Source organism: Paenibacillus sp. FSL H7-0326, from assembly GCF_001955535.1.
In the GTDB taxonomy this organism is placed as follows: Bacteria; Bacillota; Bacilli; order Paenibacillales; family Paenibacillaceae; genus Paenibacillus; species Paenibacillus shunpengii.
In genome coordinates, this window is sequence record NZ_MPVN01000002.1 from 596,560 (window position 1) to 610,704 (window position 14,145).

The following is a 14,145-nucleotide window of genomic DNA, read 5'->3' on the forward strand; positions in this document are numbered from 1 at the left end:
ATATCCTTCAGCGGATCATTCTTTTTCCAATTACAGTACAATCTCCATCTTTACAGTAAACTGTTGCATTTTATACAGAAGCGAATTGGATCCATCCGCTATTTCGTAAATACATGATTCCCAAGTGTTTGCGTCACAGGCCGGGATTTAATCCACGACGAGGATGCTGTCTTAGGGTTATAGAAATACAGAGCACCCTTGGAGGGATCATAGCCCGTCAGCGCCCTGCGGGCAGCCTCATAGGATGCAGCCGTTGGACTGCTGAGCTTACCGTCCATTGCCGGCGTAAATTGATTCTTCTGGAATATGACGTTGGTTATGGAGTCCGGAAAAGCATTGCTCTGTACCCGGTTCAGAATAACGGCACCTACCGCAATCTTACCTGTCAAGGATTCACCGCCAGCCTCATCCTGTATAATTCCTGCCAAATGCCGAAGCACCTTGTTATTGATTGGAGCAACAGCCTCAAGCTTGGACTTCGTATTAGGACCGACAACACCATCCACACTTAATCCGTAAGCTCGCTGGAATGACTTGACGGCAGCTTTCGTATGGTTACCATAGTAACCGCTGATTCCAGCCGTAAAATAATTTTTGCTATGCAGTCTTTCTTGTACTTCCACGACCTCTGCACTTTGACTGCCAAGGCGCAGTGTCGCCGCATCTGCTGATGCCGCTGAACCCAGCACGGAAAGTGCACAGGCACATGTTATTAATAGAGTTGTTATTTTCTTCTTCATTAAGATCAGATATCCTCCAGTTTCATTCATGTTAGTCTGTATCATCAAGGACGACTGACTTCATTACTTGAAAAGGCGGAACACAAACGTTCACCTACGAACTACACTATATCACAGGTTACAAATTTGTCATATCTGACAATGGTCCTAATCTTCGAGCTCAAGCCCTTTAGTCTCTCGGCCAAGGATAAGAACCGCCGCTGCTCCTATTAGCACGGTAACGAAAAACAATACGAAGATGGATTCCACAGCGACCCCTTTTTGCACCAATAGTCCTACGAGCAGCGGTGCAAGGATCCCCCCGACCCGACCGATTGAGGCTGAAAGACCGACACCTGTAGAACGCGCCTTAAGGGGATACAGCTCCGGTGTATAGGCGTACATTCCTCCCCAGGCTCCAAGGTTAAAGAATGATAATGACATCCCTGCCAGAATCAGGCTGACTTCTGTTTCCGCATTACCGAACCACAGCGCACTTATCGCAGTCATTACCAAATATACAACGAGAACAAACTTGCGGCCGAACCTCTCGATGAAGTACGCTGCTGTGAAATATCCCGGAAGCTGGGCCAATGTCATAATCAGCACATACTGAAAGCTCTTGACCAGCTCAAAGCCCTTGATCTGCATAATGCTTGGCAGCCACAGGAACATCCCATAGTAAGAGAACACCACTGTAAACCATAGAATCCATAGCATCAGCGTCGTCTTGCGATGCTCAGTGGACCACACCGATGCAAATTTCTCGCGAAACGGAACTTTACGCAGCTCCTGCTTGTTCTCAAGCCGAGGTGAATCCTCGATGGCTCTTCGCAAGTAGAGTGCATATAGGGCAGGCAGCGCCCCGATCAGAAAAGCCACTTGCCATCCGTATTCGGGAATAACGAAAAAGGAGATCAGCGCAGATAGAATCCATCCCGCTGCCCAGAAGCTCTCCAGCAGCACAACGGCTCGTCCCCGCTCTTTGGCCGGTACAGACTCCGATACGAGCGTAGAGGCTACAGGAAGCTCTCCACCAAGTCCGACCCCGGCAATGAACCGGATAATGCATAGAAACACGTAACCTGTAGCCAGTGCCGAAATTCCGCTTGCTACAGAGAAAATAAGCAGTGTCCACATGAGGACCGCCTTACGTCCATACTTATCTGCCATCGTTCCTGCCAGCAATGCACCTACCGCCATGCCGATGGAGGTGGAGCTCGATACGAGTCCAACTTCACCCGGCGTAAGCAGCCATTCTTTGGCCAGTGCCGCAACGATAAAGGACATCATGCCGACTTCCATTGCATCGAACATCCAGCTGAGCCCTGCGCTGAACAGCAGCTTGCGCTGCTTCGGATTACGCAATACTTCTAAATTACTCATTGTAAGGTTCTGCTCCCTATCTATGTATTTGAATGAATCAACATCCACTTGAACTAAAGATCTTGCTTCGCCGGTCTTAGGATAGATTCTTCCCATCCTTCTCCAGTTTATATCTTCAGTTCATGCTAAATAACCCATCAAACTATTTATAATGGATTCTGCCAAACTGTCAACCTTTATTTAATATAAAAAGGAGAACAGTCAGCCTCATAGCTACTGTTCTCCTTGACTACTCGTTTTTTTGTGCAAAGGTTAAATCCCCTGTTACCTTTTGGTACCATGCCTCATAATGATGGATCGCAAGTCCTGCGAAGGAACGATGGGTCGTGCCCAGCTTGCCTGCAATTTCAATCTCCGATTCCATGTTCGTTACCGGCTTACGGAAAAAGGTTAAATGCTCGCCTTCGTCGGTATGGCCGAGCTCTGCGCCAATCCACACCTTCTTATCTAGATCATCCGCCTCCGCAAGCTCCTCCTTGGACAGCTCATACATCTGCTCTCCGCTGTCCCTGTAAGCCATAATGGCGATGGCATCGAACCGGTCAATCACCCAGCGGCTGAACGTGCCGCTGCCATCAGGAGCTTCCCTGGAGTCAAGCCAGAACGGTACAGCAGCACTCATGTATAACCCGGCTTCTGCACCTTCCCGGCTCCATTCCTCCATGTTCTCGCTCCATTCGGCAATGACGGCTGCTTCCTCCCGTTCCCATCTTCTCAGCTGGTAGGGCTCAACATCGAATTGAACACCGTCGAACTTCTCTTCAGGGGCTGCATTCCCATTGTAGGTCTTCACCCATTCAATCCATGCCGTTCCTTCACTTCGCTTCTCCGCATAAGCCCAGTCTGCATGTCCGTTCAGCGCATGAACCGTAATATCAGCAGCATGCGCTGAACGGTTGAATGACCGATAAGCCTCATCACTTACTTCTTGCTGCGTCTGGAGGAAGACCGTGTCCACCTCCTGTTCTTTCAGGAATTGCACGATCTCCTCCGTATGCTGCTCAATAAGTGAGGCATCCCAGAGCCAGGTTGCTTTTTTCTCATCCATGACCGGTGACTTCAGCATGAAATACAGAATGAGTAAAACTACAACGATGACAATCATGAGGCTCCATTTTACCCATGCAGGATATGCATTCCATGCTTTTCCTCCTCTAATCATGGATGGTTTTATGCGAGTACCGCTTCTTCCTGCTGTGTCACCGGATGTTGTACGGAATGGCCAATTTTATAAATGTGAGGCAGCGGATAATCCTTGAACGCATTACGAGTATCCAGTACCGGCACGCCAAGGGATGCAATAACGTCATATTCCAGATTCTTATGGTTCGTAATCAGCACGATGCAGTCGTATGATTTGAACTTCTCTGGATCGTATTTCACGCTGTATACGGTAGAACCATGCTTGTCACGGAATGTGTCTGCATACGGATCGTAGTACTCAACATTCGCTCCTGCTTCCTTGAACAGCTCGTACACTTCAAGTCCAGGTGATTCGCGTAGATCGGCAATATTCGGCTTATAAGCCATACCGAGCAGCAAGATATTTGATTTGCGGACCGACTTGGCATACTCGTTCAAGATCGTCGCTGTCTTGTTCGTTACATAGTAAGGCATATTATCATTTGTATTTTGAGCAAGCTCAATGAATTGACTATAGAATCGGAAGCCCTTCGCTTTCCAGGACAGGTACATCGGATCAAGCGGAATGCAGTGGCCACCGATTCCAGGACCCGGGTAGAATGGCATAAACCCAAACGGCTTCGTTGCAGCCGCATCAATGACTTCCCAAATGTCGATGCCCATGCGGTCACACATCATCGCCATCTCGTTTACAAAAGCAATGTTTACACTGCGGAATGTATTTTCCAGCAGCTTGGACATTTCAGCTACCTTCGGATTGGAGACAGGAACTACGGTCTGTACATATTTGCTGTACAAGGCAACACCCAGCTTCAGACATTCCTCCGTTGTGCCGCCGATCACCTTAGGTGTGTTGAATGTCGTAAACCTTCCGTTGGACGGGTCGACGCGTTCCGGCGAGAAGCACAGGAAGTAGTCCTCACCTACTTTATGACCAATTGCCTCAAGCTCCTGCTCAATCAGCTCTTCGGTTGTACCTGGATAAGTTGTGCTCTCTAGTGTAATCAGCATGCCCTTCTTCATATGCTGCTTAATATTATCTACAACAGTCTCGATATAAGATGTATCCGGATCCTGATTCTCGCTAAGCGGCGTTGGGACACAAATGCTCAGTGCATCGATAACGCGAAGCATGCTGTAGTCTGTTGTTGGTTGAAAGCGTCCGCTTTGCATTACGGTCTTCAGATCCTCGGAAGTAATGTCATGGATGTAGGAATCCCCTTGATAAATTCGTTCCACTTTGGATGGGTCCAAATCAATACCGATAACGGTAAAACCCTGTTTTACCATTTCTACGGCCAGCGGCAGCCCAACATAACCTAATCCTACTACACCAAGCACCGCTTTCTTGTTCTCAATCGCATTCATTAAAGTATGGAATTGCTCTGTCACAGTACTTCACCCTCCAGATGGAATTTATAATCTATATGTTGAATCTGAGTTGCCTAATTAAGAAACTGCATTACTTTGGAAGCAGCGGCGAATGCGCGCATCCAGCTCAACCGGAGAGTACGGCTTGGTAACATAGTCGTCTACTCCTTTTTCGAAGCACTTGCTGATCGTGTCTTCAACCCGCTGATCTGTCAGCACGATGACCTTAGGCTGTATCTGCAGCTCGAGGCTCTGAATCTGATGGATAAACGACAGTCCGCTTACGCCGTACAAATTAAGCTCGGTCAAGATCAAATCCGGGTTAATCTTCTTAGCTAGTTCTATAGCAGAGAGACCGTCGACCGCTTCAAAGGTTTCATAGCCTTGCATAGACAGTCGTATTCTCAAAAACTCGCGTGTCGTCTCGTCATAATCAACGATCAGAATTTTCCCCGGTGCTGTCATCGTCTCATTCTTGGTATACAGCTGAATGTCAGTGCTTTGACTAAGCTTCGCTGACTCTGCCATATTTTTGAGCATATGCCTGCTTGGGCTGCCCATCTCAGGGAAGCCGGCAATCGTCAGTCGCGGATCCGCCTCACCGAGACGCTCCAAGAGCTCCTGCTTGATGAGCAGTGCCTGGTAATGCGTAGCGTTCAGTGTCAAGCCAGGAAGAAACACAGCGATTGTGCTCGTCTTGCTGTCCTTCCATAGCTGAAATTCTGTTTCGCAAGTACGCTCTAGAGCTTCATTCACTTCAGCCTCCGGCTGCTGCTCCATATTCTTGCAATGTACAAACACGACACCACTGGGCCTGCTCCCCATTCCTTTTAGCTGCTCCTCTAGAATGTCGTACACATTCACCGTCATTTGACGCTCAAGCGTGACCGTATTTGCCAAAGTTATTCCTCCCTTTCATCTGTTAATACTGAGATATTCACGCGGCCTCTTCCACTTTCGGCTCTTCCCAGCTCTGTCTTGTCATCGCGCCCCAGGAGTTGTTGTTCTGCATATATTGGATATGCCCTTGTACTCTCCACAGCACGCCAAGCTGGTGATATCCTACGAATTTCAAGGCCGAGAAGGTTAACATTTTTACAAGATCAGCTGGCTTCGGATAACGGCGGAAAGCAATCTCCTCTAGGATCAGCGCAGCTACACTGAGAAGATATCCGCTAAGGAAGTTCAGCAGCCCGAAGATAACAAGTACAGGCCAAGCTGTCATATCCAAGGCTACATAACCCGCTAGAGCAAGCAGCCCTGTAATACGGAAATAAGGATTCAACGCTTCAAAAAATATGTTATATGGCATCGTCAGCAGACCCATGGTCTTATACTTTGGTCTAAACATCATATTGCCGTTCTCGATCATATTTTTTAAATTACCGCGGCCCCAGCGCTTGCGCTGGTTGGAAATGATCTTGTACGTGTCAGGTGCTTGAGTCCAGCATACCGCTTCAGGGCAAAAAGCAACCCGATATTTAATCTTGTTCTCCAGCATATAGCGATGAAGCTTGATAATAATGTTCATGTCTTCCCCAGGATAACCCCCGCGGTACCCGCCGACAGCGATAACCGCCTCTTTGCTGAATAAACCGAAGGCTCCCGATACGATAATGAGTCCGTTTAACTGACTCCAGCCAATCCGTCCTCCAAGAAAAGCTTTTAAATACTCAATCGATTGAAACATCGGCCACATCTTCCTAGGCAGTGACACTTCCTTGACTGCACCGTTCTCGATCTTGCAGCCGTTTGCGATTCTTACATCACCGCCAATGGCCACAGTTTCTTCGGGATTCTCCAGGTACATGCGAGCCATACGAATCAGTGCATCCTTCTCCAGCAGGGAGTCTGCATCAATGGAAGAGATCAGCGGATAATGCGAGAAGTTAATACCGGCATTAAGCGAATCCGCTTTGCCTCCGTTCTCTTTATCAATCAGATACAGGAACGGATATTCCGGATTGTGATATACCCCGCGGACAGGCTCGACATTAATGGTGCCGCGGAAGCTTGGATTTTTAATTTCTGTAAGACCAAATTCTTTGACAAGCACCTGAACGGTTCTGTCGCTCGATCCATCGTTGATGACGATAACTTCATAAGTCGGATAATTTAAGGTCATCAAGCATTTTACATTCTCGATAATGGTCAGCTCTTCATTGTAAGCCGGCACCAGCAGCGATACCGGAGGCACCACGTCTGATCCTGCAAGGCTCTTAAAGCTTGAAAACTCGGACCTGCGCCGGATAGACCATATATCCTTGTATGAGAAACAAAGAATACCAAAATACAAGACAGTAACAAACACGACGTAATATATAATGATTGTGCCGTAACCCAGCAAAATATCTCTAAGCAGTGAAATCTCCTCCAATCACGCCGGACATCCGGTTTGCATTTGCTTGCGGCGCGGTGCCGAAGTAACGATTGTAGATCAGCCTTTTCTTGTTGAAGGTCATCATCTTCTCGATCTCTTCATGCTCATTCGCCGCTTCTATGGCACGTTCTGCATATTCCAGTGCCGTCTCCTTGGCGACTCCAGTTCCCTTCAAGGCTGTCTCACACAGCGCCTCGAAGCCTTCCTCACCAAGCTGCATCAGGCTGTTTGCACTGTTATGTCTAACGAGCCAGTCCTCATCTCCAAGTGCATTTTTGAGGAGAGGAATGCTGCCGGCTTGATGGCCTGCCCCTAACGTCTTGGCCATTTCGGCTCTTACTTCTGCCACAGGATCTCCCATCCACTCTACGATATTCCGTTCCTTAAGCACGGGATTCGTACTGAGGTACAGCTTAACCGCTTCAGAACGGATATGCAGATCCTTGGAGCCAAACAGCTGTGTTACTGCCGGCATCACTTCCGGAATGGCATGTCCAGACATTGCGACAATACCAACTTTGACGAAATCCGAATCGTCAGATTCCAGTAATTCATATAACAGCTTGCTTGATTCAAGACTTGTCTCCATCAGAATATCTGCGGCCATGCGATGTACAGGCTTGCCTTTACTGAGCAGAGAACCCAGCATTTCCTTCAGCTGCGCCGGACGCTCTGCACATCTTGCTGCCGCCCGGGCGTAGATAATAGCGTAGTTGACTTTCTTCTCTTCTTTTAACAGCTCTAGAATCGGCTCTGCCGCTTCGGTGCTTCGCATACCGCCCAGCCGGTAAGCAGCCTGTATAGCCGTACCTGTCCAAGAGCTGTTCAGCAGCTTCAATTGCTCATCTACGAAGCCGGTCTCCCGCGTAAGATCACGCAGCTTGTCTGCATGCTCTCCCTTCAGCTGGTCGATCCATGCAATACACTTGTCCATAATGACTTCCCTCTCAAGCTTGGTAAGCTTGCCAATCGGAAGCCGGATGGGTTCGCTGCCTGTCAGATTAGCTTGAACGTATACGAAGTAATCCTGATGCTTCTTTGCGTACAGTTCTTTTTTTCTAAGCTTTGAATTGTGTGAATTTTTTAACGCGAATAAAATGATGATACCTGCCACGATCAGTCCTGCGCACAGGTACAAGAACGCGTACGCTAGGGCTATGTTTGAAAACATGAGTATGTGTCCTCCTTTATCGTTCCTGCTCCGTAATATCCATGAATGCCTTCTGCATCGAGTAGTAGCTCTCTTTGAGGCGCTCACTGTACTGGACAGCTTCCCACGAATTCCATGTGTATGGAGTCATCGTCGTCAGATCAAGACTCTCCTCTGAGCCTCCCGGCCAGGATACTGCCCCTGTCTCTCTCTCTGTAAGCCAAGGGATAAATCTTATTCCTTCTGTAGTAACGGTCTTGAAGGCGCGCTCCTCGCCTACCGGACTGTAATCAATCACCTGATGCGAGCTCGGATCACCAAACCCAAGCAGCATCCACGGAATGCGCAGTTCAATTTCTCGGCCTTCATACTGCCACAATGTAAGTGAATCAAAGTCCTCGGACGCAGGGTCCGAGCTTCCTCTATTCAGTTTACCTATCACTTCATCCATGTAAGGATGAGCAAATTTGGTATCCGGCGGTGACATCATCAGACTGATGGCTAGTTTCCATGGTACAAAGGAAGGCGTGTCCGCCGGCTGTTCCTCAAGCATCCAATATCCTTCAGGCCCGTACATCCGCTGATTGAAATCATAGCTTTTCGCGATGTTAACCGCTGATTCCTCATCCTTGCCAACAGTAATGACCGTTTCTAGATCTCCGCCTTCCATCTTTTTGCCAGGCAGCTCCTCAGCAGGCTGATTACCTCCTGCTAATGTGTCTGTTCCAATGCTGAGCTTTGTCTTATCCGGATCAAAAGCCTCATCCAGCGTAATTCCGATATATACGTAAGCTTCATCATGAGTCATCTTCATGCTTTCGATGCCCTCAACCTTTCCCTGCCACTGCTTGACCTCTCCTTCGGCAAGTGAGCTCCAATCGTCGAGGCTTCCATCCATAATCAGCTGATTCTGCTTCCCGGCTTCCATTGCGAGTACGCCAAACATCTTCTCGTTTGTCAGCACGTTCAGCCAGAACGATCTTCGATCTGCAGGAATTTCAAGCGGCATCGTATTCCACGTTTTCTTAAACCATTCATCCTGCCACATGAAGAGGATCGCTCCTGCATATCCTTCGTCATATATGTCCTTGGTAAGGGATACATTGATCTCGCCCTGCTCCTGCTCATTGTGTCCTCCCTGATCCTTTCCGCCTAATCCATAGTGGGATATCCCCAAGGAAGCCGGAACACCGTATTCTGTAATCATTACAGGCATATCGGTATACTCGGATTTAAGCTTTTGCAAGTAGGCTTTGTAGGTGTTGTACTCCCCATTGTCATCCTTAATGGTCTGAAGTGTTTCATCGGTACGGAAGAAATCAGGGTAGTACGGATACACATGGTATGCTGCAAAATATCCACCCTGCCAATCCAGCGGCTCAATGTGTCTGGCATCCACACTAACCAGATCCTCTTCGAACAGCGGCTCACCTGGATGAGAAAGCACGTCGGTTGTCACCCAGTTCGTAAAGGTCATCGGATGCTCCCAGCCATATTGCTGCTCTTCGCTCGCTACATGATCAAGCAGCTCCGCAAGCCAGTTCTCAAACGGCGTTGCATCCTCTGTACCGGCAAAATAATTCCCGACATAACGAGGATGATCCTTATACTGCTTATTGGTGTTATCCACCATATGCGGGTCCCACTCGGTGCCTAAATGCCATGCCATCAAATATTGTCCGGCATTGGCCGTATACTTTCCGCTCGACTCTCCTTGTACTGGAGGGATATCCGCATCACCGTATACTGCTGCAACGGCCTTCTCAATCTCTGACTTGAACTTCTCCTGAATGCCTTCCGCAAATGCATCCTGCTGCTCGATAAGCTGTTCCTCAGGTGACCAAATGCCTTGGATGAAATATAGCGGATGCTCTTTCCCCCTGTTGTATTCAACAAGTGCGGAATAAAATACAGGCTGATGAACGGTATACACACGAATGACGTTTGCACCCATTTCCTCAATCTGTTCGAACCACTTTAAGTAGTCCTCTTTGTCCAGCGGAAATTCCCCCGGATAGTACCCCGGCTTGGTAGAGCCCAAATTAACTCCCTTGACGAACATCTCCTCCCATACGCCCTCTTGGGTGTACTGCAGGAAACGATCGCCCTCCGTCCGGAATTTCATTCTCGTCCCATCTTCAGCAGCATAGGTGAGCTGAGCTGGTTTAAGCAGAAAATAGCCAAGCCCTCCTCCCCCGCCGATTAGCAGGACGCCTGCCAAAATCCATAGGGCAAGACGTTTTCTTTTTCGTTTGCTCATGGCTTTTGTTTCGCTCCATCTCTCTAAAATGTTGATTTCTCCGTATCAAAACATGAATCTCATGCTGATCGTTCAACTGCCTTAAAATTTTTTGCTTACTTTTTAAGATAAGCGCTCGAATGCGTTTCTCTTAAATCCAGCCCGTGACACCTGCACGGTTCATAAATAACTATATCGTCATGGTTTCACTTTTGTAACTAGGCTAATGGAAGGAAAGATGGAGATGGATACTATTGCCCATTTTGCTTGCTGTCTGTCTAAGACCTTGCCTTTTCCTCCTTGTACTTCCCTCTCTACCTGCACCCCAGCCTATGTCCCAGCCTATTTATGAGCCCTGCCCCTTTACTGTCCCCAGTGAAGAATCCTCTGAACGCCTGTGGTTATTACGCCGATCGGCTCCATCTCACTACTGCAAAAGAGTAATTTCAGGAATCGATTTGCGCTGTCCTCCTATAGTTTAACGCATATCCCTACCCAAAGTTACTTATGTTTTTACATTTTTACCCATAGTTATTACAAAATTGATACAATAGTCCGATAAAAAAATAGCGAAAAAGCTTGATATAACAGCATTTTCGATTTTTTTCGTTTTTAGCAAAAAAGGACGTGAGTCCTGTATAGGCCTGAGTCGCATTTAATATTAATTTACATTCCCATTTTTGTATGCCTTTTCATAACTCAAAGGTCTCAAACAACTGACATGATATGTAAAAATCCAAGTCTATTTTCCTAATTCGCTGTTCTTTTTGACAAACTTTTGAACTTTCATACCTTTTCAAAAAAATTCCGGTTGCTGTATGTATATTTCTCCGTTATCCTAATAAAATAAGAACATGTGTTCCGTTTAATCTCAACTCTGCAATAACCGTGACGTTCCTTAATTCAATTTAATCCAAAATGGAGGGGAGGCGTGGCGTTATGGAACGAATGAAACGCGTTATTATGCTGGCAGACTGCCAATCCTTTTATGCAAGCGTGGAGAAATCGGCCCATCCTGAGTATGCAAACCGGCCGCTTGTCGTAGCAGGTGACCCTGCCCGGCGCTCCGGCATTATACTGGCTGCCTGCCCTATTGCAAAGACCTATGGAATTACAACGGCAGAACGCCTGTCCGATGCGCTTGCGAAATGTCCGGATGTTGTGGTGGTTCGGCCCCGGATGTCAGAATATATTCGTGTCTCTCTCCATATTACGGATATTCTCCAGTCCTATACCGATCTCGTTGAGCCCTATAGTATTGATGAGCAGTTCCTTGATGTTACCGGCAGCCTCGGCTTGTTCGGCAGTCCTGAGGACATTGCTCTCCGTATTCAGCAGCAGGTCAGGCAGGAAACCGGCGTATATGTAAGACTAGGCATCAGCGATACTAAGGTTGTGAGCAAGATGGCCTGTGATCTTTTTGCCAAAAAAAACAAAAACGGCATCTATGTTCTTCCCAAAGAACAAATTGCAGATACGCTGTGGCCGATGCCCATTCGGGACATGTTTATGGTCGGCTCTCGGATGTCGCGCCATTTTTACAAGATGGGGATTCATACGATCGGCGATTTAGCCCGCACCCCGCTGCCGAGACTCCGTGACCGCTGGGGAGTTAACGGAGAGGTGCTGTGGCGCATTGCAAACGGCGTGGATCAATCGCCCGTCATGCCCAGCACCTTCCACCAGCAGCAAAAGGGGATCGGACATCAAATGACGCTGCCGAGGGACTATACGACCTGGTCGGAAATTCAGGTTGTGCTGCTCGAGCTATGTGAGCTTGTAGCCAGACGTTCCCGGGAGAAAAGTCTTATGGGAAGTGTTGTATCTGTAGGCTGCCGGGGCATCGACTTTGATAAACCGACCGGCTTCTCCCGCCAGATGAAGATTGAAGAGCCTACTCACATTACCGATGAGGTCTATGAAGCAGCCAAAACGCTCTTCCTGCGTCACTGGGATGGTGAGCCTGTACGGCGGATCGGCGTATCACTAACCGACCTAGTACCTGATACAGAATATCAGCTGACATGGTTTGATGAGCGTGAACAGAAGCGGGAGCTGGAGAAGGCAACTGACGAGATTAAACGAAGATTTGGAGACACCGCTATTATGCGTGCTTCCTCTCTGCAAAAGGCCGGGCAGGCACATGATCGTTCTCGTAAAATTGGAGGTCATTACCGATGAGTAAAAAGTTAGAACGCAATGGATTGTTTGAATCCTCACGTATGATGCTTCCTGAGCACCGGGAGGCCTATGTTACGCATCAGCAAAGACTCGCACCCAAGGCTCGCCCTCAGCTGGATTCTCAAGCAGCTGAAGAAATGTCGCGTTTGCTTGCTGAATCTCTTATGCTGTATACAGAGATAACCCTTGTCCTGTTTGACGAGTGGGAAGATATACTGATGAGCGGCATCGTCGTCAAATTCGATCAGGCTTCACGCTCAATCCGCCTTCAGGATGAAGAAGGTACGCTTCATGACATTCGAATGCGGCATATTATCGAAGTTCGCTCTGGCCGTTAAATGCGTTATACTTTATTCGTAATCCCTTAGTCAGGATGCCTGGTCAGTGGATACCTAAGACCCGTTGACCAGGAGATAGGGACGATGGATAGACAGCGCTGGCTGCTTGATAATAGAGGAGGGCTTCATGAATGTGCGGACGATTTACGCTTGGAATATCACTTGAAGAATTGATGCTCCGCTATATGCTGGAGGAGATTCCGGATTATATTGATTACAGGCCTCATTATAATATTGCGCCGACACAGCAAATTATGGCTGTCATTCATGATGGATCACAGCGACGTGCCGGAACGCTGAGATGGGGACTCGTTCCTCATTGGGCGAAGGACCTCAGCATAGGGAGCCGAATGATTAATGCGCGCAGCGAAACCGTGCTGGATAAGCCTGCATTTCGGGAATCGTTTCTTCGCAAGCGATGCCTTATTCCCGCCGATGGCTTTTACGAGTGGCTGAAAGAGGAGGATGGAACCAAAACTCCTTATCGCATCATCCCCCGGACGGGCTTGTTCAGCTTTGCCGGGCTGTATGATACATGGATGGATCCTGAAGGGCAGCGTGTCAGCACCTGTACGATTCTGACCACAAGCCCAAATACGCTGATGAGCCGTATACATGATCGGATGCCGGTCATTCTCTCTCCTGGCAAGGAACAGCTGTGGCTGGATCGCACCGTGCAGCAGCCAGAAGAACTCCTTCCGCTTCTACGTCCTTATCCGGAGGAAGAGATGGAGGCTTATCCCGTATCACGTGCCGTGAATCGGGTCGCGAATGACAGTGTTGAATTAACACATCCTTTGGCATAGGACCAGCACTATAGAACCAGGTAATTCATAATAAAACATCGTTCGTTTCGTTATATTCTCAATAAGCAAGGGACCTCGCAGACATCGCGAGGTCCCTTGCTTTTAACGAAACATTCCCCACAGCTTGATGAGATGCAGGGTATTATTCGGATCAATTTTTTGATCAATTACGAATTTAACGAGCTTATCTTCATCTGCGGAAGTAAATTTTTCATTCAGAATGGCTGCAGATGATTTGACCAACCGTCTGACTTTCGCACTATTCTGCAAATCGGCCTTGGTCACGCCGTCAATCAGCACTTTAACTTTTTCCTTCATCACCGGGTTCTTCATTTTGGTCTTCACCCGTTCCACCAGCTGTGGACTAATCCCATATTTTTGATAGCTCAACAGAACATCGCACCTCCCCGCCTATATCGTAGTCCTCCACTA

12 protein-coding genes are annotated in these 14,145 nt (G+C 48.0%); 3 read left to right on the forward strand and 9 right to left on the reverse strand.

The genetic code is table 11. The features are described 5' to 3' along the window. Nucleotides 1-98: 98 nt before the first annotated feature. The 8 genes from BK126_RS13680 to BK126_RS13715 form a co-directional block, all read right to left on the reverse strand. Nucleotides 99-740, reverse strand: coding sequence for a cell wall hydrolase (locus BK126_RS13680; RefSeq protein ID WP_047910977.1), 642 nt, complete (start codon nt 738-740; stop codon nt 99-101). Between the two features lie 147 nt (nt 741-887). Further along, complete coding sequence (locus BK126_RS13685; protein WP_047911234.1) at nt 888-2,105, reverse strand: MFS transporter; 1,218 nt, start codon at nt 2,103-2,105, stop codon at nt 888-890. Between the two features lie 229 nt (nt 2,106-2,334). Next, nucleotides 2,335-3,267 carry a hypothetical protein gene (locus tag BK126_RS13690; RefSeq protein WP_076313146.1) on the reverse strand — a complete coding sequence of 311 codons (933 nt, stop codon included), beginning with the start codon at nt 3,265-3,267 and terminating at the stop codon, nt 2,335-2,337. Between the two features lie 8 nt (nt 3,268-3,275). Continuing rightward, nucleotides 3,276-4,640 (reverse strand): nucleotide sugar dehydrogenase, encoded by a 1,365-nt coding sequence (locus BK126_RS13695; protein ID WP_047910975.1) that lies wholly within the window; start codon nt 4,638-4,640, stop codon nt 3,276-3,278. A gap of 57 nt (nt 4,641-4,697) precedes the next feature. Beyond that, nucleotides 4,698-5,519 (reverse strand): response regulator, encoded by an 822-nt coding sequence (locus BK126_RS13700; protein ID WP_047910974.1) that lies wholly within the window; start codon nt 5,517-5,519, stop codon nt 4,698-4,700. Nucleotides 5,520-5,556: 37 nt separating this feature from the next. Then, nucleotides 5,557-6,942, reverse strand: coding sequence for a glycosyltransferase family 2 protein (locus BK126_RS13705; protein ID WP_076313532.1), 1,386 nt, complete (start codon nt 6,940-6,942; stop codon nt 5,557-5,559). Between the two features lie 31 nt (nt 6,943-6,973). Further along, nucleotides 6,974-8,170: a HEAT repeat domain-containing protein gene (locus BK126_RS13710; RefSeq protein WP_076313147.1), complete on the reverse strand. Its 1,197-nt coding sequence runs from the start codon at nt 8,168-8,170 to the stop codon at nt 6,974-6,976. Between the two features lie 16 nt (nt 8,171-8,186). After that, nucleotides 8,187-10,409, reverse strand: coding sequence for a hypothetical protein (locus BK126_RS13715; protein ID WP_076313148.1), 2,223 nt, complete (start codon nt 10,407-10,409; stop codon nt 8,187-8,189). A gap of 918 nt (nt 10,410-11,327) precedes the next feature. Between BK126_RS13715 and BK126_RS13720 the strand changes: the two genes are divergently transcribed. From BK126_RS13720 to BK126_RS13730, 3 genes are all read left to right on the forward strand, one after another. Beyond that, nucleotides 11,328-12,569, forward strand: coding sequence for a DNA polymerase IV (locus BK126_RS13720; RefSeq protein ID WP_143757723.1), 1,242 nt, complete (start codon nt 11,328-11,330; stop codon nt 12,567-12,569). Continuing rightward, nucleotides 12,566-12,907, forward strand: a complete 342-nt coding sequence (locus BK126_RS13725; protein ID WP_047910971.1) for a YolD-like family protein — start codon at nt 12,566-12,568, stop codon at nt 12,905-12,907. Before BK126_RS13720 ends, BK126_RS13725 begins: the two co-directional genes overlap by 4 nt. Before the next feature lie 131 nt (nt 12,908-13,038). Continuing rightward, nucleotides 13,039-13,713 carry an SOS response-associated peptidase gene (locus tag BK126_RS13730; RefSeq protein ID WP_047910970.1) on the forward strand — a complete coding sequence of 225 codons (675 nt, stop codon included), beginning with the start codon at nt 13,039-13,041 and terminating at the stop codon, nt 13,711-13,713. Nucleotides 13,714-13,815: 102 nt separating this feature from the next. Here BK126_RS13730 and BK126_RS13735 read toward each other — a convergent pair whose 3' ends face one another. After that, nucleotides 13,816-14,103 (reverse strand): stage VI sporulation protein F, encoded by a 288-nt coding sequence (locus BK126_RS13735; RefSeq protein ID WP_047910969.1) that lies wholly within the window; start codon nt 14,101-14,103, stop codon nt 13,816-13,818. Nucleotides 14,104-14,145 lie beyond the last annotated feature (42 nt).

What these genes read in the sequence shown, in the direction of transcription:
- BK126_RS13680 (WP_047910977.1), bottom strand. Translation starts at nt 740, where the DNA reads ATGAAGAAGAAAATAACAACTCTATTAATAACATGTGCCTGTGCACTT.
- BK126_RS13685 (WP_047911234.1), bottom strand. Translation starts at nt 2,105, where the DNA reads ATGAGTAATTTAGAAGTATTGCGTAATCCGAAGCAGCGCAAGCTGCTG.
- BK126_RS13690 (WP_076313146.1), bottom strand. Translation starts at nt 3,267, where the DNA reads ATGATTAGAGGAGGAAAAGCATGGAATGCATATCCTGCATGGGTAAAA.
- BK126_RS13710 (WP_076313147.1), bottom strand. Translation starts at nt 8,170, where the DNA reads ATGTTTTCAAACATAGCCCTAGCGTACGCGTTCTTGTACCTGTGCGCA.
- BK126_RS13715 (WP_076313148.1), bottom strand. Translation starts at nt 10,409, where the DNA reads ATGAGCAAACGAAAAAGAAAACGTCTTGCCCTATGGATTTTGGCAGGC.
- BK126_RS13720 (WP_143757723.1), top strand. Translation starts at nt 11,328, where the DNA reads ATGGAACGAATGAAACGCGTTATTATGCTGGCAGACTGCCAATCCTTT.
- BK126_RS13725 (WP_047910971.1), top strand. Translation starts at nt 12,566, where the DNA reads ATGAGTAAAAAGTTAGAACGCAATGGATTGTTTGAATCCTCACGTATG.
- BK126_RS13730 (WP_047910970.1), top strand. Translation starts at nt 13,039, where the DNA reads ATGTGCGGACGATTTACGCTTGGAATATCACTTGAAGAATTGATGCTC.